The sequence below is a fragment of the Pseudoalteromonas thalassia genome (assembly GCF_049257215.1).
In the GTDB taxonomy this organism is placed as follows: Bacteria; Pseudomonadota; Gammaproteobacteria; order Enterobacterales; family Alteromonadaceae; genus Pseudoalteromonas; species Pseudoalteromonas lipolytica_C.
Map to the genome: position 1 here is coordinate 57,975 of NZ_JBMMUE010000002.1, position 20,295 is coordinate 78,269.

The window sequence follows — 20,295 nt, forward strand, 5'->3', positions numbered from 1 at the left end:
TGCTACCCACAAAAAAGCAGCCATAAGGCTGCTTTGAAGGGAAATCACATTTTAATGATGGGCATTAAATGTGGTTATTACACTTAAAGTGCTTTCCATACATCCGCGACACCTGGCTCGTCTCCTTGAGTCCACCATTTCGCTTCGTATTTATTGCCTTGGTGAGTGACTTGGTCGCCACCGTTGTAGATACCCGCCGCTTGCCACACAACATCACCATTACCGTCGGTTGGTTGTGAACTTGCTTCCCATGGGCCACCTAAATCAGGGCGATCACCTTGTGTCCACCACTTAGCTGTGTACTCTACGCCGTTGTACGTTACTTTATCACCACCTACATAGATTGCAGTATCACTCCAGCTGGTTTCACCATCTGGCGGAGTTGTTGTGCCAGAATCTGTCACGGTGACATTAAAGCTCACTGCTGTTGCAGTTTGACCATCACTTACCGAAATCGATACAACATAACTAGTATCAGCATCAACGCTGCCCGCTTGTAAACTCACATCAGCTCCTGAGCCCACTAACGTTAAGCCTGCAGGCACTGTCCAGCTGTATGAAAGCGCATCGCCATCAGCATCAGATGCCGAAACCGCTACAGCCACACTCGCCTCTTCTGCCACGGTTTTATCTGCAATTGCCGCAACCACTGGTGCTTGGTTCTCGCCTGTTGTTGGTGCTACAACATTCACTGTAACGTTACGGCTAACAGTTGCCTCGCCATCGCTCACAGTCACAGCAACCGTGTATTGCGTATCAGCAGTCACTGATGGCGCTGTGATAACAAGGGTATTTGAGCTTTCACCCGTTACTGTTAACGCGCTGTCAGCGGTCCAACTAAAGCTTAGCGGATCGTTATCCGCATCAGTTGCCGATGCACTAACAGATACACTTTCACCAGAGTTAACAGATACTGTGTTTGATACAGATAGCACTGGTGCTCTATTACTAGGCTCTGTCACTGTACCGCCTAACCCCTCGTGCATTGCGTTTAGGATATCACCATTATCAGCATCAATTTCCCACGCAAATAAGCCGCCTAAATTATGCTGATTCACATAATTACCTTTAGCAATAACTGATGCAGGGCTGTCATATGTTATGAGCTTACCTGTTGAACGGTTCCATACATACGCACCTTTTGCTTGCTGATCATAACCCACTTCAAAGCCATTAATCCCGGTACCTGACGCACCAATCATATTTGCTTTAATGCCTTTATAATCAATAACACCATCTTCCCAAACACCTTGCGCAGTGCTGCCTTTTAGTGGGCCGGTCCCTGTTGCTGTCATTGGATTCCCATCAATGCTTGTGCCTGTTGGATAAACGCCTTCCCAACCACGGCCATACATAGCAGCACCTACCACGATTTTCTTCGATGGTACGTTTTGCGCTAACAATAACTGAACTGCATTATCGGTTGTATAAGCAGGGCCTTTATATGGAACACCTTCTTCATCGACACCCGTGCCATCACACTGACCAACGCGGAAATGCGATGAACAATAAAGCGCTGTTTGGTGACCCGTCACACCACTCCATGCACCATAAAAGTCATATGTCATGGCAAAGATATAATCCATGTACTGACTTGCGGCTTGATAATCAACATCTTCAATTTTGTCGTAACCTGCACCAATCGCTGATGTTAACTCATACTCACGGCCTGTCTCGGCTTCGAGTTTATCAAGCATCGCGCGCAGCTCTTGCATTAACGCAACGTATGCAGGGCCATCAGCAACTGGGTCGCCTAGATTTGGATTAGCACCATCACCACCTGGGAACTCCCAGTCAATATCAACACCGTCGTAGAACTTCCACGTTCTTAAAAACTCTTCCATTGATGCCACAAACGTGTCGCGATTGGCTTTATCGGTAAAGTAAGCAAATGGATCTGATAAAGTCCAACCACCTACTGATGGTAAAATTTTCAGATCAGGATAACGCTGCTTTAACGCCATTAACTGCGAATACGTACCACGAATTGGGTCATTACTATCAACACCTGGTAGCGCTTTTTGAATCGCAGCCCATGGGTCGTGGATCACCACTTCAAAATCTTGCGAGCCTGCACAGGCAGTATTTAGCGCGTTTTTAGGACCGCCTGTTAACGAGTCATTAGGTCCACAAATTGGAATAAATCCATATAAGATATGACTGAGGTTTTGCGCTGGAATATTGGTTACATCATAGTCACGGCCATAAATACCCCACTCAACAAAGTAGGCACCGGTTACAAGACCGTCTTTGGTGCCAATATCTTGGTTATTTGGATCATAATCCATCGGTAATGGCGCTAAGTGACCGCCATCTGTATCGGCAATAACAATTGGCTTACCTTCACTGCGAGCACAGGTAGTACCGCCTTCACATAGTTCTAAATATAATGTGTGACGACCCGCTTTATCATACGGAAAGCTAATAACACCACTTTTAGTGCCTGCTGCAAGTGACCCTTCATTAACCAGCATATCATCGAAATACACTTTGTAGCTGTCGCCGCCATCCCCACTCCATGCGTTCCATTCAATGCTGATGGTGACTTCATCAACGCGGTTCACCAAACTCTTATATGAACCAGTACCCTCAAGATCAACCTCAACAAATGAGTACTCTTGTGGCTCCCAAATAATGGTTGGTGTTGAAGGTGCTGCATTCGCTGCACTTGCAAAGAGTGCAACACCAATAGCTGCGCTTAATTGTTTTATATTCATGATTCTCTCTTATCTGTTTTTATATAGCGTTACGCTGTTATTGATAAAGTTTGAACTATACAACTTTAGATTTCTGTCCATACTTGGCTGGCACCCGGTACATCTCCTTGGGTCCACCACTGCGCTCGATAGCGCTGTCCTTGATAGGTTACTTCGTCGCCGCCTTGATAGGCTTTGCCGCTGTTCCACTCGATTGATGCACTGCCAGATTCAAGCTGCCATGCATCACTACTGTCTGGTTGTGCGCCTTGGTTCCACCATTTCGCACTGTAGATTCCGCCGTTAAAACTCACTTTATCGCCCGTGTTGTATTGGCTTGTGCTATTCCAAACAGGCACGCTCGGATCAATGGGATCAGGCTCGATTACAGTGCTATTAAGTACAGTCACGGTAAAACTTACTTGGCTTGTAAGCTCGCCATCAGACACAGATACACTCACGGTGTAACTTGCATCAGCATCCACAGCAGGGGCAGTTAGCGTGATGTTGGCATCGCTGCCCGTAAAGCTCAGTGGTGCAGGAATATCCCAGCTATAAGTTAATGTGCTTTGTTGATCATCAAAGGTGTGCAGGTGTATCGCGGTGCTGCTGCCCTCTTCGACTTGAAGGTCATCTGGTTGATGAATAATCGGCGCGGTATTGTCAGGTGCAGCTTGTACGCTTAGTGCAAAGCTGTAATTTGTATTCGTTGTAAAGACTTGATTTATCAATAAATCTGTAGCATCAAAGGCAATATCTCCAGCGCTATTTTGCACGCCAATATTAACTAAGTGCGCGTAATTAAGGTTTAACAGCGCTGCAAATTCAGCCTGCCAATTAGCTTGATTATCAGTTGTGATCTGCATTTGTTGAGTAAGTAACTCTTGGCCATTTTCATCAAATAACCGAGCTGACACACTACCGCCAACCTCGCCGTTTTGCCCTTGACGAACAAAGTAGCTAATAGCTGTCCAATCGCTTGGCTCTGTCGGGGACGCATCGTTGACAATATTAATATCGCTACAGTTGTAGAAGCCTTCGCCACCGGCATCATCTCGTTGCCAGCGCGTGTATAAAATGGCATCGCCACTGCGTCCTTGTGGAATCGACACCCTCATTTCATAGTAACGGTCGTTGTTAGCATCAATGCTAAAATCAACATTGCCGTACTCTTCAACAAGCTCTAGGTCATCCCAAGTAAGCACTTGAGTCGCACTATCAAAGCCCGGTTTTGTTAAATAAAACTGCCAGAAACTTGGGTTATGCGGCGTACTCGCTAAAAAGCGCACTAAAATATCGCCATTTGTATTAGGAATAACCTCACTGCGTTGCCAATGCGCTGAAGGTAAATCCATACCGCGTTTTTCAGGGTCGCCTGCTGCACATAACCGGCCGTCAGGTACACTTTGTTTTACTGCATCAAGGTTTGTGTATTCAATGGTATTAGCTGAAAATTCAATGTCTTGCACAAATTGCACATGCCCTGCTTCAACAAACGCTGCGCGACAAGCAAGATTAGGGATCCCCGTGCCATCCGCAGGCCACCAGTAACCGCCATCGGCATTACAAAATGCTTGGCGTGCCTTCGGGCTTTCTAAGAATCCGTGGGCATTCACATGGCTTGATGCACAGGCAAGCAGCATGCTGGTTGCCACTGCCGATAAAGACAATGCCTTTGATTTCATTATTTTCATTGTTGTTCTCGCTGTAGAAATGCGGAGCAAAGTCCTTGCTCCGCTTAGTTGGTTAAAGCGTGCAACTCACCGTCCAGTCAGCCGATGTGCCTGGCTCTGTGCTCGTCCACCACTTTGCTTCGTAAATCACATTGTTGTGATTCATTAAGTCGCCGCCAACAGCATGGGTTGGGTTACCAGCCCAGTCAGTTTGCGGCCAATTTGGATACACAGGGATGCTTGCTACATCAACACCATTACAGCTTCCCTCGCCCCCCGTATCACCACCGGTGTCACCGCCAGTATCACCACTGCCTGCAGTGCCATCTGGTAGCATTGGGTATTCGTATTTAAAAGCGTAGGTTTTGCCATTTTTCTCAATGGTGAAGTTAGTTGGCCCCGTAATTGGCATGTAGTACATAACTTGGGCCTCAACGGTTTCACCTGTGTTAAATGACTTTTCGATACCGCCCCACTCATTCACTAAGGTGATTGAAAAACGATGGAACTCATTTTCAAAGCCGCCGATATTATCGCCAGCCGCATTAGAGCCATTCGCTTCAACAGCCATACCGAGCTTTTCTTGTGCATTCCAATTTGATTTGAAAATTGCAGAGGTAGAAACGGGCACATCAAAGCTGATTTTTGCGCCGCTTAAGTCGATATCTGAGTTATTGGTGAATGCGAATGTAGGTGAAATCGGGTAGTTATCATCACCAATTGGGAAGTCTTTCACCGTAAAGCTTACGTCAACCGCTTCGCTTGGAATGGTAAAATCGACATTACCTTGATGAGTGTTATAAGCCACACCACTTTGGTTAAATTTATCGTAAGCAAGTGTGGTTAAGCTTGAGCCCATGAAGTACTCACCTTTCGCTGAGTCATAATCATAGTCACCGGCAAGCTCCCAAAACATGATGCCGCCAAGGCCATTGTTGATAACATAATCAACTTTGGTTGCCATTGATTGCTCATCTTCAATTGATAAGAAAACCTTTTTCTCTGCATTCCAAAGCCATGGAGCAACCGCCACATCATCGTAGTAACGTGTGTAAGTACCCGTTAATACATCGTCTGCATCGGTTTCTGGCGTTAGACCATAGATTTCAAGGTAAGATGGATTAATACCATTTTCGAGGTTTTTCGCATGCCATAGCGGGTTTGAACCAGCTGGCATTTCTTCACCAACATCGTTCTTATCGTGCCATAGATTATCGATGCCAAGTGCGCCATTACCGCATTGGTTTTTCTCACCAACGCCGGTTCCTTTAGCACATTTTGATTGATCGGGTAGCGCTGCTTGGCCCCATAAACCATTGGTACCACCCGACACATCTTTAAAGCCACGGGTGTAGTATGGAATACCAATATTGATTCGACCTGCAGAGACCGCGCCACGGAAGTAACGCACAGCCCAATCCGTATTTAAATAACCAATTCCTTCAAACTCAGCAGTGGTATAAACGCCCCATTGCGCTAATTCAGAATCAAGACCAGTATCAAGCAAGGCTGCGTTGTGGCCAACATGTGAATTCCATGCACCGTGTAAGTCATAAGACATAATGTTAACGTAGTCGAGATACTTCACGCTTTGGAATGTTTCCATGCCACGTAATAAGTAACCTGAAGATGGCGAAGCAATCGTTAATAAGTAGTGCTTGCCTGCTTTTTCACCTGCAATATCAAGTTCTTCACGAAGTTTTTGCATCAATACGCGATACGAGGCATTAAGACCTGCACGACGTGCATTAGAGATAGGAAAATCATCAGGGTGGCCTGAGTCATTCATTGACGATGGGTATTCGTAATCAATATCGACACCATCAAAGCCGTAGGTTTCAATAAATTCAACGGCACTTTTCGCAAAGGCATCAATTCCCGCTTGATTCACGGAGCCATCGGCATTGGTTGTCATCGTGTAGAAACCACCGCTATTTACGCGAGTACCGTCTTCACCAAAATAACCGCCGGTTTCAGCCCAGCCACCTACAGAGATTAAGGTTTTTACATCTGGGTGTTGTTTTTTAAATTTATTGAGTAAGTTAAAGTGACCTGTGTAACTAAAGCTTGGATCCATTTCAGCGCCTGTAACGCCCGGCCAAGTCATGTTTGTCGCAGGGTTGCCAACTGCATTTGGATCACCAATCGAGACCTTGTTATTACCATCAACATGCGCAAAGGCATAGTTGATATGGGTGATCTTGTCCCAAGGAATATCATTCACTAAGTAGCTTGGCTGACCATTGGCACCATTTCGCCAACTCGTAAAATAACCAATAACTCGACGTGGATGATCGGCGCCCATTTTCTCACGGCCATTTTCATCATACACGCTACAGTATGGGGTATTCACACCCGGTGTTTGGTATAAGCCTTGCGGTTTACAATCGCTATCAGGTTCTGTAGCTTCAACAACATTCACAACTTTGCTTTGTGTACCTGTCGCGCCTTCGTTATCTGTCACCGTTAAGGTAAATGAAAATTGTCCAAGTGCTGGAGCCTGCCACGTATAACTTGAAGAAGCGGCACTGGCTTGATGAACTTCAGTGCTGTTTTCAGTTAAAGATAACGCAGTTACTTGGCCATCGCTATCAGTGCCAGAAAGCGCAAACACCACACTGTCACCCACCGTTACTTGTGATGGTAGTGAGCTAAATTCAATGCTCGCCACGGGCGCTTGGTTAACCGGCTCAACGTCATCAGATACACTCACTGAATGTGCGACCGCTGTAGAGGTTAGCCCTAAATCATCCGTTGCGACCGCACTTATCACATGGCTGCCTTGCGTTGCTTGCCAGCTCGCTGAATAAGGTGCGCTTGTCACAACACTCAGCGATGTACCATCAACAAAAAACTCAACACTTGCCACGCTACCATCCGGATCCGCAGCGACTGCATTTATGACAACGCTGTCACCAATAGTAAATAAAGAACCTTCTACTGGTGTTAAGCTGCTAATTTGAGGTGCTTGATTTTCGCTGACAACGCTGTCACAAGCGCCCAATAAACGCCACTCTTGATCGACACCAGAGGTCTCCACAGGATTGGTTTGCGTCCACCACTTCGCTTCATAAGCGCTACCTTGTGCTTGAACCTGATCACCACCAACATGAGTTTGCCCTTGTTGCCACACTTCTAAGTTGCTGCAATCAATCGCAGCCTGTGCTGTAAAGCCGTATAAACCTAGCGACAGCGCACTCAGTTTAAAGGCATTTTTTATTAATTTATGCGAGCTCATTCGCTCCCTCCGCCCAAAGTTTTGATAACATTTATTTTACAAATCCAACTTTAAAGTAACACAAAGCACTATCACGTCAAGCTCAAAATTACCTACAATCGGTAAATTACCAGTTATTTTTTATGTGTAATTTAATGAAAAACACTAAAAAAGAATTAATTATTTATATCAAACAGCAAAAAACAAACTGATTCTACAAGGCAAAAGTGAACATAAAATTAACAATAAATTAACCACAGGAAGTGCAGTACATCTGGATTGTATGAAAAACAAGCAAAGCTTGTGTGAGGAAAAACAAAAATAATTGAAGTATCTATTTTAGGTATATAACGAATAAATTAGTTTTTAGATAAAAATTTCTAAAAAAATTGACTTAAAATTATTCTTAACGCGAATTTTAGGCAAAAAAAAGCAAACACTGAGTGTTTGCTTTTCACAAAAATCCTATTTGATCACAACTTAATTAAGCAGCGATTAAATAGGACTCTCGTCCTGCATGTTTTGCCTTACGTTGATAAGCACCTTTACCTTTTTTTGGTTTCTCTACTTTTGCTGTAAACAGCTTAGATGTCACCATTGCGGCGTACACATTGTCGTTAATTACACCGCGACCAGTATCAACTTGGCCTTGTGTGCGTTGTTTCTTTTTGCTCATTTTTTGCTCCTATTAAATGTGTTGCGAGTATATACCTAGCCAAACTCTACGCAAGCGATTTTTAAGAAAAACAATGTTTTTTACCCCTCACTTTGTCTTAGGCGCTTTTACTAAACACCATGCCTTGTTGTCATTTTATAGACTAAATTCGCATTTTGATTGCATTCACTACCTAACTGCTGGCAAAACTAGCAAAAACAACCATAGTTAATTAAAAAAACAGGATTACGATGACTGACTTTCTCTTAATCGCCTACATTTTTCTTCTGGCCGGCATTATTGCCGTACCTATTGCAAGTAAATTAGGGCTTGGCTCTGTGCTTGGCTACTTACTCGCAGGTATTGTTATTGGGCCAACACTGACATTTTTAAATGTTGATGTGATTGCCATCCAGCATTTTGCTGAGTTTGGTGTGGTAATGATGCTATTTATTGTTGGTTTAGAGCTTGAACCCAAAGCACTTTGGTCTATGCGAAAACAGCTTATTGGTCTAGGTGGTGGACAAGTGATTTTATCTGCTGCCGCCTTTACAGGTATAGGCTTAGCGTTTGGCCATGCTTGGCAAACAGCTCTTACAATAGGCTTAATATTATCGCTTTCATCTACTGCGATTGTGCTGCAAACGCTTTCAGAGCGTGGGCTGTTAAAGTCAGATGGTGGCCAAGCCTCATTTAGCGTATTACTCACTCAAGACATAGCCGTTATTCCTATGCTTGCGTTTATTCCATTGCTTGCTTTACCAGAATTAGCACACGCCATTGCAGATACAGCCCATGCAAGCGAAGACGCGCATGCTGGTTTAAGTTTAGTGGCAAATCTTGAGGGCTGGCAAGCTGCGCTGGTAACCTTGGGTATGATTGCTCTAGTGATCTTTGGTGGTAACTACTTAACAGCACCGATTTTTAGATTTGTCGCACAAGCACGGCTTCGCGAACTATTTACCGCAACGGCTTTATTCTTCGTGATTGGTATCGCTTTGATGATGTCATTAGTTGGCTTATCACCTGCGCTTGGCACTTTTTTGGCAGGTGTTGTGCTTGCAAATTCACCTTATAAACATGAACTCGAAAGCAATATCGATCCCTTTAAAGGGCTATTACTAGGTCTATTTTTTATTACCGTTGGTGCCAGCATCAATTTTCAATTACTCGCTGATAACCTCGCTACTATTGTGCTATTAACTGGGGCACTGATTGTAACTAAAACAGTTGTGTTGTTAATTTTAGGCCGTATTTTTGGGCTTAGGGGCGCATCACTTTGGTTACTAGCGCTGGGGCTTGCGCAAGCTGGTGAATTTGGTTTTGTATTACTTGCTTACAGTGTATCTAACAATGTATTAGCAGCAGCCCTTGCCGACCAGTTATTACTAGTTGTGACCTTATCAATGCTGCTCTCACCGGGCTTATTCATTCTGTATCAACGTGTGATAGCACCTCGCTTTATTTGTGAGCAAGCCAAGCGAGATGAAGAAAAGTTTCCTGATGATAGCCATGTGATCATTGCAGGCTCAGGCAGAATGGGTGGCCTTGTTGACCGTATTTTGCAAGCAGGTGGATATAACACCACCGTAATTGATTATAATTATAAACAACTTGAAGCACTTGAACATGTTGGTATTCGTAACTTCTTTGGTGATGCAACTCGTCCAGATTTACTCAGTGCAGCTGGCATTGAGGATGCAAAATTACTGGTTGTAGCACTTGATGATGCCGAGCAAATAACTAAACTCGTGCGTTATGCTATGCAAAATTACCCGCATTTACATGTTGTTGCCCGTGCAGTATACCGTCACCATGTGTATGAATTATGGACATACGGTTGTCGCGATATTATTCGCGAAACGTACGACAGCACTATGCGGATGGGCCGTTCTGCTTTTGAAGCGCTTGGTATTGAGCGAGAAAAAGCCCAAGAAATGGTCGATATCTTCAGTGAATTTGATAAAGAGATGCTTAGAGAAGCAGCAGACGCTTACGAAATAGGCGTACCGTTTGAAGAGAACCAAGCCTATATCGATTGCATTAATAAGCTGTTTGAAGAAAAAGAGCCTAAAATTAAACAACAAATGCGCGAGATATGCGAGCGAGTTGTTAGTCGTTCGAAATAGCAAAAATATTACAATTATGGAGGAGGTGTTTTCACTTCCTCTTTTTCTTCTCATTAACTTCTCTTTGTGAAAATAATTTGACCCAAGAGAACACAGAGGCGCTTCGCGCTACACAGAGCAAACAAATACTCTCAAAGAGACTGCATTGAATAGGATAAAACGCGATATAAAATCGCTGCTACAAACTCGCATCTCGCAAACTTTACCCTTTACCCTCGCCAACTAACTTAAAGCTTTACAGCCAACCGATTTGGATAGAAAAAGTCTTTGCTATCAATGCATTTTATTTTGCTTATATCTGTGTGCAATGGATTAATTAAAAAATTGTATTCGTCGGGGCATAAACTAGAAGGAACTTGCAACACGGCTGCTTCCATCGATGCTAGCCAATCAGAACCTAATGCCTGAGTGTCTGTAATATAGGGGTGATCATCCCATGCTTTTGGCAGTTCGCTCGCTACTAGCCTAATAACCTTTAGATCATCAGGTATCTGTATAGTGGTGATACTCAAGTTTTTACTTAATATGTCGGTTGTGTCATTCACTAATCGCTCAAGCATTGCTAAAGAGCGCGAGCTCGCCGTATAAACAATGGGTTTACCAACAAAATGCCACCGCCCCTGTGCATATAAACCACCATGCCCAGATAACGCATTAGCCATGTCATTATGAACTTTCGGTGCTATTCGGTAGCAAATCATTAAGCTGTGAACCCGTACTCAAGCCCCATTATCACTCGCTTTATCAGTTCACGGCCACGGATAGTATGGATCACTGACTTTGGCTCTTGATTCGCAAATTGAATGTTGGGTGTATTAAGCCACTCATTCCAACGTTTAACGTCACCAAAGTAGGCAATGCCTTGCGATGAAATACGTGCAATCTCTAAAGCATTTTCGCTCAGCTTAGCACTTAAACGTTTTCGGTCTTTACTGTAGCGCTCAAGTGTACGGGTCGTGGTGCCAATGGAGGTTGCTAAAATGTTGGCATCCCAATTCAGCTCTTTAGCGAGTGATTTAATCGCACTGACAGTTACACCTTGTGTTGCAACATTAATCTCATCAATTGTATTAGAATGAATTGTTACCCTGCCATCAGTAACAACACCTAAATAATCAGTTTCTACAGCATTCATTTTACACCTCGTCGAATTCGACACTTGTCATTTATTATAGTGACAAATGTCGCATACTACAATTAAACAAAAAAATAGCGCCGTTAGGCGCTATTTAAGCTTCATTTCAACTTAGGAATTAAAAACTAAAGCTTAGTTTTGCGTAGTAAGTCATACCATCAAAACCATAAGGCAATGCACGTACAGGGTACTTAAATGCTTTATTAGTAATAAAATCAAGCGCTTCATCTTCGCCTAACTCGTCTGGTGTTACATCAAAGATATTATCAATACCTGCCGATAGCATCAGCTCGTCAGTTAGCTGATAACCAACATTAACATCAACTAATACTGCTGACTCAACCGTGCTTGTGTCTTTAAACTCACCAGTAGGCGATAACTCATCAGGTAAACCTATGTGGTCATTACCAAAGTATTTAACGTCTGTTTCGCCGTAGTAGTTAAAACGTAGCATGCTGTTGAAATCGCCACGATCGTATTCAAATGTTAGTGTTCCACGCTCACCTGGTTGACCATCCGTTAAGAAACTACGTTGTAAATCATCAAGAGCGATTGACTCAGGAACACCTTCTGGCGCATTCACATCATCAATTTCGGTTTCGTTAATGTTACCTGCAAAGGTTGCTGAGAAGTTACCGTCATACAAATCAGTGCGGTATGAGGCAATAATATCAACCCCTTTGGTGGTTGAATCAACCGAGTTTGAGAAGTAGTTAGCTTGCTGTGCACCTGTTGCATTAAGTGCCGCCACCGCTTCGGCGCTAAACGAAACATCGTCCGCCGACATTAAGCTGCCAAGGGTAATTCTGTCTTTAATTGCAACATGGTAAAAATCAACGGTCAGTGATAAATCGCTTGTTACATTATAAACAAAGCCCGCACTTAAGTTTTCTGAGCTCTCAAGTCCAAGACTATCAACGCCAAGGGCTGACGGGAAATCAGATCCCGCTGTTGCAGTGAATGATTGCAATAACACGCCACCAGCACCTAAGTTTGTGGTGTAAGCTGTATAGGCACTTTGTTGCAGTGATGGTGCTCTAAAGCCAGAAGAAATCGCACCACGAACAGCAAAATCATCGGTAATTTCATAGCGCGTTGCTAGCTTTCCAATGATGTCATCACCAGCATCAGAGAAGTCTTCATAACGAAGCGCTGTACTTACCTGCCATGCGTCCGTGATCAGTGTTTCGGCATTAACATAAAATGCATAGCTGTGACGGCTCTCTTTGTTTGACGCTTCAGGACGTAAACCGTTATAAGCTTGGAAGCCACACTCAGCAAATACGCTGCTGTCGTTAACCGCAGGGTAGGAGGTATCTGAATTTGCTAAGCCACACGCATAAGACGCTTCTTCGCCCGGCACGATTTCGTAATTTTCTTTACGATATTCAGCACCCACCGACACATAAACAGGTTCACTGCGACCAATATCAACAATACCATTTAAATCTACATTTACTGTTGTTTGATCAAATCTAAAACCACCTGAGTAACCACCTGAAGGGCCAGCATTTGCCGCAATATCAGCATCACTTGCACCTGGGTTATTCGCCACATATTCAGCAGCATACGAGGCATTAAGAGTATTTTTTGAGGTGAAATCATAGCTATTTTCACCATATACGGCTGATACATCATAGCTCCAATCTGGGTTTAGCTCACCGCGCAGCCCAAGTGAAAACGAAATATCTTCGGCTTCGTTGTCGATGCGAGGTAAAAAACCATCGCCATATACTTGCACCACGTTCTTCGCTGCTTGGTCAAAGTTACGGTAAAAACCATTGCCTAATGCCGTACGGTTTGAGTATCCGCCAAATGAGTAAAGTTCGCTCTCGCCAAGTGGTAACGCCATGTTATAAAACACAGACGTAAATTCGCTATCTGCGTTACCTTGCCCCCAACGAACTTCGTCAGACAGCGTGCCGGCTGGTACATCAACTGAGCCACCGATATCACGCTGTGCGCGGTTGGTGCCATCAGCATCACGGTATTCTAAAGAAAAGTTAATGAAGCCGCCTTCATCGCCTAAATCAAAGCCACGGTTTAAACCCATTGATAGGGTGTCACCATCGCCTTCACCTGTGCTACCTGCTTGCACATAACCCGTTGTAAAACCTGTTGAATCGTTTAGCGATAAGTTGATAACACCGGCTATCGCATCAGAGCCATACTGCGCCGCAGCACCATCACGAAGTACTTCAACGCCTTTTAAAGCGGTAAGCGGAATCGCGTTCATATCAGTACCCGCAGCACCGGCACCGACAGTACCATTTAAACCAAAAATAGATTGATTATGACGGCGCTTACCATTGATTAGAACTAACGTTTGGTCTGGCTGTAAGCCTCGAAGAGTTGCAGGTCTAAATAAGTCAGAGCCATCTGACACTTGCGTACGAGAAAAGTTAAATGAAGGAGCCGTCGCTTGCAGGCTTTGGCCAAGTTCAGTGAAACCACCTTTGTTTAAATCGTCAGCATCAATCAAATCAACCGGCGATGTTGATTCGGTAGCCGTACGATTGGCAACTCGTGAGCCTAATACAGAGATTTGTTCGATATTTTTATCTGCTTTTACGCCAGATGCTTGCTCAGCTGCCTGCACTGAAGTCGCAGAAACAGCCACACTGACCGCTACGGCCAGCATACTTAAAGAATGTGTTGTCATGTGTATCCTGTTGATATTCTGGCTTTTCTTAAATCAAAAAGACGCCCCTTTGGAGAAGTTAAGGAAAAGCACTAAGCACGTAATGTTGATTTTAAAAATCATAAAATTGAAAGCTAACTCAAGCCTGCGAGTTACCCCTTGGGAAACATCCTATCAACAAAAAAATGAAATGAAAGAAAAATTTGTTACGACTTAGGTATAATTTTTTCTATTTGTATGATTAATAGATTTTATAAGGGAGGAATTATTCAATAAATAGTAGAAATAAGCAAATTAATGCAACCATTTACTTATCTCTACCAACTAAATCTATTTATTGATCTTGCTCTAACATCGCCAGCTTTTCATCTTCGAGCATTAAGGCCATGGTGGCTATTTCGGCTAAACTCTCGTCTAATGCAGCAAAAAAAGTCGCAAACCCTTCACCCAATTTTTCTGGCTCTGGGTGATTAGCAAGTGCTTGATCCCACATTGCAAAAGTAGTTAATAAATCGAGTGTAGCTTCAAAGTTATCAATGAAAAGCTGCCCTTCTTCACTGGCTTCTTTTTGCTCATCAGCTTGCAGTAAAAACTGTAAGTCACTGTGCCAAATATCTTGATTAACTATGTATGCAGCAATGTAACCGCTGCAAAAGTCTTGTAATGCTTGGCTAGGTTCATTTGCATCAGCATCATTGGAATATAAATGAGCAAGTATTTTCTTTTGCTCAACTTGAGCTTCTGTCACATTATCAAGTAACTCAATCATTGCATCGCGCGGCTCTGAATCGGTCATTAATGTATTGAATATTGATTCATCGTTATCAGCGATATAATTTGCAAGCTCTGACTCACCAAAAAACTCAGAGCAGGCAAGCAGTCCAGCCATAAATCCAATGACCTGATCTAAACTAACTTGATTCGTCTCACTTTGACTTGCGAGATAGTTTTTCAATACTTCCGAGCTTTCTGTGTTAAACATAGTGTGCCTTTATATCTAATGTTGGTCAGTACTTAGTCTTACACTATCGAATCTACAGCGTTTTGCAACAACTTAAATTGTGTCAATTAGTTAACCACATCTCTAACGTGACTTTGCACTGGAAATACACAACTAATGCGCGTGCCCGTTCCCTCTGTGCTTTGTATTTCAATAGTGCCTTGATGATCATGCACAATCGCATAAACCATGGTCATTCCCATTCCAGTGCCTTCTCCTACCGGTTTGGTCGTGTAGAAAGGATCATATATTTTAGCGATAGTTTCTGCTGACATCCCCACGCCATTGTCTTCAACATCAATATAAATATGATGTTGAAGTTCATAGACCGACACAGTGATCTGCGCTTTTGAGCTACTCGCATCACAAGCTTGCTTTGCATTTATTAATACATTCACAATCACTTGACTGATAGCAGCTAAATTACACCAGCTCTCAGAAATCGTATGGTAGTCAGTTTGTAAATCGCATCCTTTAAGTTGATTCGCTAATAACTTAACTGCACTTTTTACCGCATCAGTCATATCAGCAAACTGTTTGTTATGGCCCTTTGGTCGAGAGAAATCGAGCAAATTTGCAACTATCTTGCTGATCCTTTGTAAACCTTGCGCTGTGTCATTTATTAAGTCAGGCAAATCATCTGCTAAATAACGAACAGAGTGTACTTTGTTTAAATCGGTTAATTGCTGACAAAACGCCGCTTTATCCATTTCACTACAGGCAAATTCATCACATTTAGCTAATAATGCACTGAAATAATTGCAATACTCCTTAAGGGTATCGACATTACTAATGCTATAAGCAAGGGGGTTGTTAATTTCATGGGCAACCCCAGCGCATAGTGTGCCCAAAGTCGCCATTTTTTCTGCTTGAATAAACATTGCTTGATGACGCTCTAAGTCTGCAATTTTTTGTTCAAGCTCACTGTTTAATGCAACAAGAATACGGCTCTTGTCTGCTAACAGTTGCTCTGCCTCTTCCCTAGCTGCTTTTTCTAGTAAATAAGCTTGCTTAAAGTCATTCATTTTTCTCTCAAACTTTAGCCTGTATCACTTAAAACCTAGCACAAGCCTAGATTTAAGGCTATGTTATTGATTAACGATGGTTCACTGTAAATCGCTATGGCAGAAAAAGTAAGCAAAGAGCATATTCAAGTATTATGCATTGATGATGACGAAATTGTTTTACGCACTTTATTAAGGTTGTTATCTGCACATAATATCTCAGCAAAAGCGACAGCAGATCCGACAGAGGGTCTTACGCTATTAGCGGCTTATAATTTTGATGTGATTATTTGTGACATGCGCATGCCACAGATGGATGGCGCGGAGTTTTTTGCTCAAGCACTTAGTATTGCACCAGACCCACAACGTATTTTATTGACCGGTTACTCAGACATCGACAACACTATTGCCGCAGTCAATAAAGGTAAGATCCATGCTTATATTCAAAAACCTTGGCAGAACGAGTTACTGCTTCGCAATATTAGTGATGGCATTGAAAAAACCTCTCTTAAACGAGAAAACAAACGCCTTGAACAGCAAATTAAAGCACAAAATGCGCAACTAAAAGAGCTCAACAATAACCTTGAGCAAATGGTCGAAAAGCGAACTCTACAAATTCGTAAAGTGCTTAAACAGCTCGAAGAAGTAAACGAGCGTGAAAAACACGAGCACCGCACAACCTTTGAGATTTTATACAACTTCATTAATGCAAACCCTTATCTAGACGGTATGCAAGCACAAAACATTGCCACTACCAGCAAGCAAATTGCAGAGCAACTTGGTTTAGATAAGCAACACATCGAAATGGCTGAAATGGCTGGATACCTTGCGCAGATAGGGCTGCTAGCAATGGAGCCAGAGCTTTACAAAAAGCCAACCAGAGAGCTTACAGAAAACCAAAAAAAGTTATTTTATACTCACCCAAGTACAGCCCAGTTAATGCTTATGCCTGCACCACATTTACATGATGTTTCTGAGGCTATTTATTATCAATTTGAACACTACAATGGCTCGGGCATACCCAAAGGCTTAAAAGGTAAAGAAATACCGATTACCGCAATGATTTTAGCGGTGGCTAGAGACTTTTGGCAAACAATCGCACATATAAATGTGCAAGACAACAGCAAGTTTGAAAGTGCGCTTGACCAATTGCAATTATACAGTGGCACCTACTACCACCCGAAGATTTTAGAAACCCTCGGCAGTTTAAAAATAACCTGTGCCAGTGATCAGCAAGTTGGCACTATGAAAATTATCTCTGCTCAACAACTAAAAAATGGCATGGTTTTAGGCCACGCACTAAGAAACTACGATGGAATTCTTTTACTACCAAAAGGGCATGTATTTGGCCCTAAATCAATTAGCAAGCTACAACAGCTTGAAGCTAAAAAACCAAGTCCTTTCAGGATCATGATCAAAAATTAGCGAATAAAGTGATCACATATTCAGGTTAGTTCGTTACAATACAATTTATATAACGTTTACTTCATAAAGGAGCGCTCAGTGTCGCGATTTTCCGCTATAACCGATAACCCGCATGACGGCCGATTCAATAAAAAAACGGGTATTTTATTGACCAACTTAGGGAGCCCAGAAGCACCAACAACAGCGGCACTTAGAACTTACTTACGCGAGTTTTTATCTGATCCACGTATCGTCGAGATCCCTCGCTTTATTTGGATGATTATCCTGTATTGCTTTGTTTTAACGCTGCGCCCGAAACGTTCAGCAGCACTTTACAAAAGCATCTGGACTGAAAACGGCTCACCACTAACACACATTACGCGAGAACAAAGTAAACGCCTTGCAGCACTATTAAAAGATAAAGGGCACCACGACACTGAAGTGGTTATGGCAATGCGCTATGGTAACCCATCGATTGAAGCAGGCCTTGAAGAGCTTCGCGACAAAGGCATCACTCGCGTTATCGTGCTGCCTATGTATCCGCAATATTCAAGCACCACCATAGGTTCAACGTTTGATGCAGTATCAAATGTGCTTCGTAAATGGCGCTGGGTGCCAGAGCTTCATTTTATTAATGGTTATCACAATAACCCAACTTATATTGATGCCCTCGCCGCTAGCATTAGTGAAGACTTAAATGCCCATGGCACACCACAAAAACTGGTGTTTTCGTACCACGGTACACCTAAGCAATTTTTAGAAAATGGTGACCCTTACTACTGCTTTTGTATGCAAACTACCCGATTAGTTGCTGAAAAGCTGGGTTTTGAGAAAGACTTTGCTGTAACAACTTTCCAAAGCCGCTTTGGTAAAGCTGAGTGGTTAAAACCTTACACCGATGCCACACTTGAAAGCTATCCAGAGCAAGGTATTAAGGATATAGCGATTATCAGCCCTGCATTTAGTGCCGATTGCCTAGAAACCTTAGAAGAAATTGAAGGCGAAAATCGTGAAATTTTTGAACATGCAGGTGGTGAAAAGTACCGATACATACCAGCACTCAATACCCGCAGTGATCACATCAATGCGATATTTGAAGTGATAAAACCATTACTGAAATAACAAAAGGCCCCAGTAAAACTGGGGCTTTTTTTGTTATACACTGCCTTGCGATTCGATAACCAAAATTCGCGCTTCTCCCTTGGGATGCGCAACATGCTCCGTGCCAACACTGGCAAAAAAGATATCCCCTGGATTAAGAAGCTCAGCACATACTTCACCATGCTGTTTATAAAGCATTTCAACCTGACCACTTAACACCACAAAAACCTCTTCGCCATTATTGATGTGCCATTTGTAAGGTTCATTCGTCCAGTGCAAACGAGTTGTAATACCATTCATATTGGCAATATCTAATGCTCCCCAAGCTCGTTCAGCTGTAAATTCGTGGCTTCGTATAACTTGCATCGTTTCAAGTCCTTCAATCTTTACGTGTCATAACCAAAGTCACCGTGCCAGCAACAATCCCCCAAAACGCAGAACCGACCGAGAATAAGGTTAGGTTAGAAGCTGTGACCAAAAAGGTCACTATAGCGGCTTCGGTATAATACGCCTCAGTTAAAGCTTGCTGTAAGCTACTAGCAATGGTGGCGAATAACGCAATACCCGCCAACGCTAAAATAAGAGCTTGCGGCAAACTTGCTACCAAACCAACTAGCGTTGCAGCAAGGAGCGCCATAATAATGTAAAACACACCACCCGCAATGCTTGCCCAATAACGCTTGCTTGGGTCTTTATCAGCCTCAGGGCTCATGCAAATTGCCGCAGTGATGGCAGCAAGATTAATTGCATAACCACCAAAAGGCGCAATAAACACATTTAAAAGTCCCGTTACATTTAACGCCGCCGACACAGGGGCTTTATATTTATGCGCTTTTAACACGGCGATGCCAGGTAAGTTTTGCGATGTCATCGTTACTATAAACAGCGGTAAACCAACACTGATCATGGCATTAATGTCGAACACTGGCGCTATATAAGCAAACTCGCTCATTTTCCACTGCCAGCTAGAGGTATCGATTTGCCCTGTTATGCCTGCCATTAAAAAGCCAGCCACAACAACCGCAAGCATTGCAAAGCGCGCAAAGTAACGTTTTCCGCATAAATACACCGCGACCATTAAGCCAATTACTAATGGCAGTTCGTTCATAAAATTAAATACATCAATGCCAAAATTCACCAGTACACCTGCAAGCATGGCACAAGCCAGTTGGCTTGGAATTTTGTTCATCATTTTTTCGAACACGCCGGTAATACCAGATAAAAACACCAGCGCTGCAGAGAACATAAACGCGCCAACAGCTTGGTTTAAGCTATACCCTTGAGCACTTGAAATAAGTAATGCCGCTCCGGTTGTTGACCACGCGATAAGAATGGGCACTTTGTAGTAATAAGACAAAGCAATTGAGCTCACGCCCATAGCAAGACCAAGCATTAACACCCAGCTGGCAACTAAATCGGGGGTGCCACCTAACACCATCACAACCTGATAAATAAGCGCGATTGAGCTGGTAAAGCCGATAATAACAGCCACTAAACCCGCAGTTGCTCGACTGATGAGCTGACTCATGTACACACACTCCTTGCCAATAAAAAAATCTACCTTATCCTATGATTTGCTAATTAGCACTGTACACTTTTGTAGTATTTGTAAGTTTATTTACTATACAGATGACACAAAA

14 protein-coding genes are annotated in these 20,295 nt (G+C 43.1%); 3 read left to right on the forward strand and 11 right to left on the reverse strand.

Features of this window, described 5'->3' with window-relative positions; all coding sequences use genetic code 11:
- Positions 1 to 83 precede the first annotated feature (83 nt).
- The 4 genes from AAEU31_RS02695 to arfA all read right to left on the reverse strand — a co-directional run bounded on the left by AAEU31_RS02695 (position 84) and on the right by arfA (position 8,262).
- A complete protein-coding gene (locus tag AAEU31_RS02695) occupies positions 84 to 2,717 on the reverse strand; it encodes a glycosyl hydrolase family 18 protein (protein WP_421966346.1) in 2,634 nt (877 codons plus the stop codon).
- A gap of 65 nt (positions 2,718 to 2,782) precedes the next feature.
- Complete coding sequence (locus tag AAEU31_RS02700; protein ID WP_421966347.1) at positions 2,783 to 4,390, reverse strand: lytic polysaccharide monooxygenase; 1,608 nt, start codon at positions 4,388 to 4,390, stop codon at positions 2,783 to 2,785.
- 52 nt (positions 4,391 to 4,442) lie between these two features.
- Positions 4,443 to 7,607 (reverse strand): glycosyl hydrolase family 18 protein, encoded by a 3,165-nt coding sequence (locus AAEU31_RS02705; protein WP_421966348.1) that lies wholly within the window; start codon positions 7,605 to 7,607, stop codon positions 4,443 to 4,445.
- A 463-nt stretch (positions 7,608 to 8,070) separates the two neighbouring features.
- Positions 8,071 to 8,262: an alternative ribosome rescue factor ArfA gene (arfA, locus tag AAEU31_RS02710; RefSeq protein ID WP_054563243.1), complete on the reverse strand. Its 192-nt coding sequence runs from the start codon at positions 8,260 to 8,262 to the stop codon at positions 8,071 to 8,073.
- 230 nt (positions 8,263 to 8,492) lie between these two features.
- Here arfA and AAEU31_RS02715 point away from each other — a divergent pair, with 230 nt between their 5' ends.
- Positions 8,493 to 10,370: a monovalent cation:proton antiporter-2 (CPA2) family protein gene (locus tag AAEU31_RS02715; protein WP_421966349.1), complete on the forward strand. Its 1,878-nt coding sequence runs from the start codon at positions 8,493 to 8,495 to the stop codon at positions 10,368 to 10,370.
- A 227-nt stretch (positions 10,371 to 10,597) separates the two neighbouring features.
- On the opposite strand, the gene AAEU31_RS02720 is transcribed toward AAEU31_RS02715, so the two are convergent.
- The 5 genes from AAEU31_RS02720 to AAEU31_RS02740 all read right to left on the reverse strand — a co-directional run bounded on the left by AAEU31_RS02720 (position 10,598) and on the right by AAEU31_RS02740 (position 16,171).
- Complete coding sequence (locus AAEU31_RS02720) at positions 10,598 to 11,071, reverse strand: RES family NAD+ phosphorylase (protein ID WP_421966350.1); 474 nt, start codon at positions 11,069 to 11,071, stop codon at positions 10,598 to 10,600.
- The gene (locus AAEU31_RS02725; protein WP_135926736.1) at positions 11,071 to 11,505 is read right to left on the reverse strand and encodes an Xre family toxin-antitoxin system antitoxin; all 435 of its coding nucleotides are present in this window, start codon (positions 11,503 to 11,505) and stop codon (positions 11,071 to 11,073) included. Before AAEU31_RS02725 ends, AAEU31_RS02720 begins: the two co-directional genes overlap by 1 nt.
- 118 nt (positions 11,506 to 11,623) lie before the next feature.
- Positions 11,624 to 14,167 carry a TonB-dependent receptor plug domain-containing protein gene (locus tag AAEU31_RS02730; protein ID WP_421966351.1) on the reverse strand — a complete coding sequence of 848 codons (2,544 nt, stop codon included), beginning with the start codon at positions 14,165 to 14,167 and terminating at the stop codon, positions 11,624 to 11,626.
- 313 nt (positions 14,168 to 14,480) lie between these two features.
- Entirely contained in the window at positions 14,481 to 15,128 is a 648-nt protein-coding gene (locus AAEU31_RS02735) for a UPF0149 family protein (RefSeq protein WP_135926734.1), read from the reverse strand.
- A gap of 86 nt (positions 15,129 to 15,214) precedes the next feature.
- Positions 15,215 to 16,171, reverse strand: a complete 957-nt coding sequence (locus tag AAEU31_RS02740) for a sensor histidine kinase (protein WP_281547339.1) — start codon at positions 16,169 to 16,171, stop codon at positions 15,215 to 15,217.
- Between the two features lie 96 nt (positions 16,172 to 16,267).
- On the opposite strand from AAEU31_RS02740, the gene nosR reads away from it, so the two are divergent.
- Together nosR and hemH are read left to right on the forward strand one after the other, a co-directional pair.
- On the forward strand, positions 16,268 to 17,575 hold the full coding sequence (gene nosR / locus AAEU31_RS02745) for a response regulator c-di-GMP phosphodiesterase, NosR family (RefSeq protein WP_138558201.1): 1,308 nt from the start codon (positions 16,268 to 16,270) through the stop codon (positions 17,573 to 17,575).
- Between the two features lie 78 nt (positions 17,576 to 17,653).
- Entirely contained in the window at positions 17,654 to 18,676 is a 1,023-nt protein-coding gene (gene hemH, locus AAEU31_RS02750; protein WP_421966352.1) for a ferrochelatase, read from the forward strand.
- 33 nt (positions 18,677 to 18,709) lie between these two features.
- Here the strand turns inward: hemH and AAEU31_RS02755 are convergent, their stop codons facing one another.
- A complete protein-coding gene (locus AAEU31_RS02755; RefSeq protein WP_138558202.1) occupies positions 18,710 to 19,021 on the reverse strand; it encodes a cupin domain-containing protein in 312 nt (103 codons plus the stop codon).
- A gap of 13 nt (positions 19,022 to 19,034) precedes the next feature.
- Positions 19,035 to 20,183: a benzoate/H(+) symporter BenE family transporter gene (locus tag AAEU31_RS02760; protein WP_138558203.1), complete on the reverse strand. Its 1,149-nt coding sequence runs from the start codon at positions 20,181 to 20,183 to the stop codon at positions 19,035 to 19,037.
- Positions 20,184 to 20,295: the final 112 nt, after the last annotated feature.

Coding starts and splice junctions, on each gene's coding strand:
- AAEU31_RS02695 (WP_421966346.1), bottom strand. CDS start 2,717: ATGAATATAAAACAATTAAGCGCAGCTATTGGTGTTGCACTCTTTGCA.
- AAEU31_RS02700 (WP_421966347.1), bottom strand. CDS start 4,390: ATGAAAATAATGAAATCAAAGGCATTGTCTTTATCGGCAGTGGCAACC.
- AAEU31_RS02705 (WP_421966348.1), bottom strand. CDS start 7,607: ATGAGCTCGCATAAATTAATAAAAAATGCCTTTAAACTGAGTGCGCTG.
- arfA (WP_054563243.1), bottom strand. CDS start 8,262: ATGAGCAAAAAGAAACAACGCACACAAGGCCAAGTTGATACTGGTCGC.
- AAEU31_RS02715 (WP_421966349.1), top strand. CDS start 8,493: ATGACTGACTTTCTCTTAATCGCCTACATTTTTCTTCTGGCCGGCATT.
- AAEU31_RS02720 (WP_421966350.1), bottom strand. CDS start 11,071: ATGATTTGCTACCGAATAGCACCGAAAGTTCATAATGACATGGCTAAT.
- AAEU31_RS02725 (WP_135926736.1), bottom strand. CDS start 11,505: ATGAATGCTGTAGAAACTGATTATTTAGGTGTTGTTACTGATGGCAGG.
- AAEU31_RS02730 (WP_421966351.1), bottom strand. CDS start 14,167: ATGACAACACATTCTTTAAGTATGCTGGCCGTAGCGGTCAGTGTGGCT.
- AAEU31_RS02735 (WP_135926734.1), bottom strand. CDS start 15,128: ATGTTTAACACAGAAAGCTCGGAAGTATTGAAAAACTATCTCGCAAGT.
- AAEU31_RS02740 (WP_281547339.1), bottom strand. CDS start 16,171: ATGAATGACTTTAAGCAAGCTTATTTACTAGAAAAAGCAGCTAGGGAA.
- nosR (WP_138558201.1), top strand. CDS start 16,268: ATGGCAGAAAAAGTAAGCAAAGAGCATATTCAAGTATTATGCATTGAT.
- AAEU31_RS02755 (WP_138558202.1), bottom strand. CDS start 19,021: ATGCAAGTTATACGAAGCCACGAATTTACAGCTGAACGAGCTTGGGGA.
- AAEU31_RS02760 (WP_138558203.1), bottom strand. CDS start 20,183: ATGAGTCAGCTCATCAGTCGAGCAACTGCGGGTTTAGTGGCTGTTATT.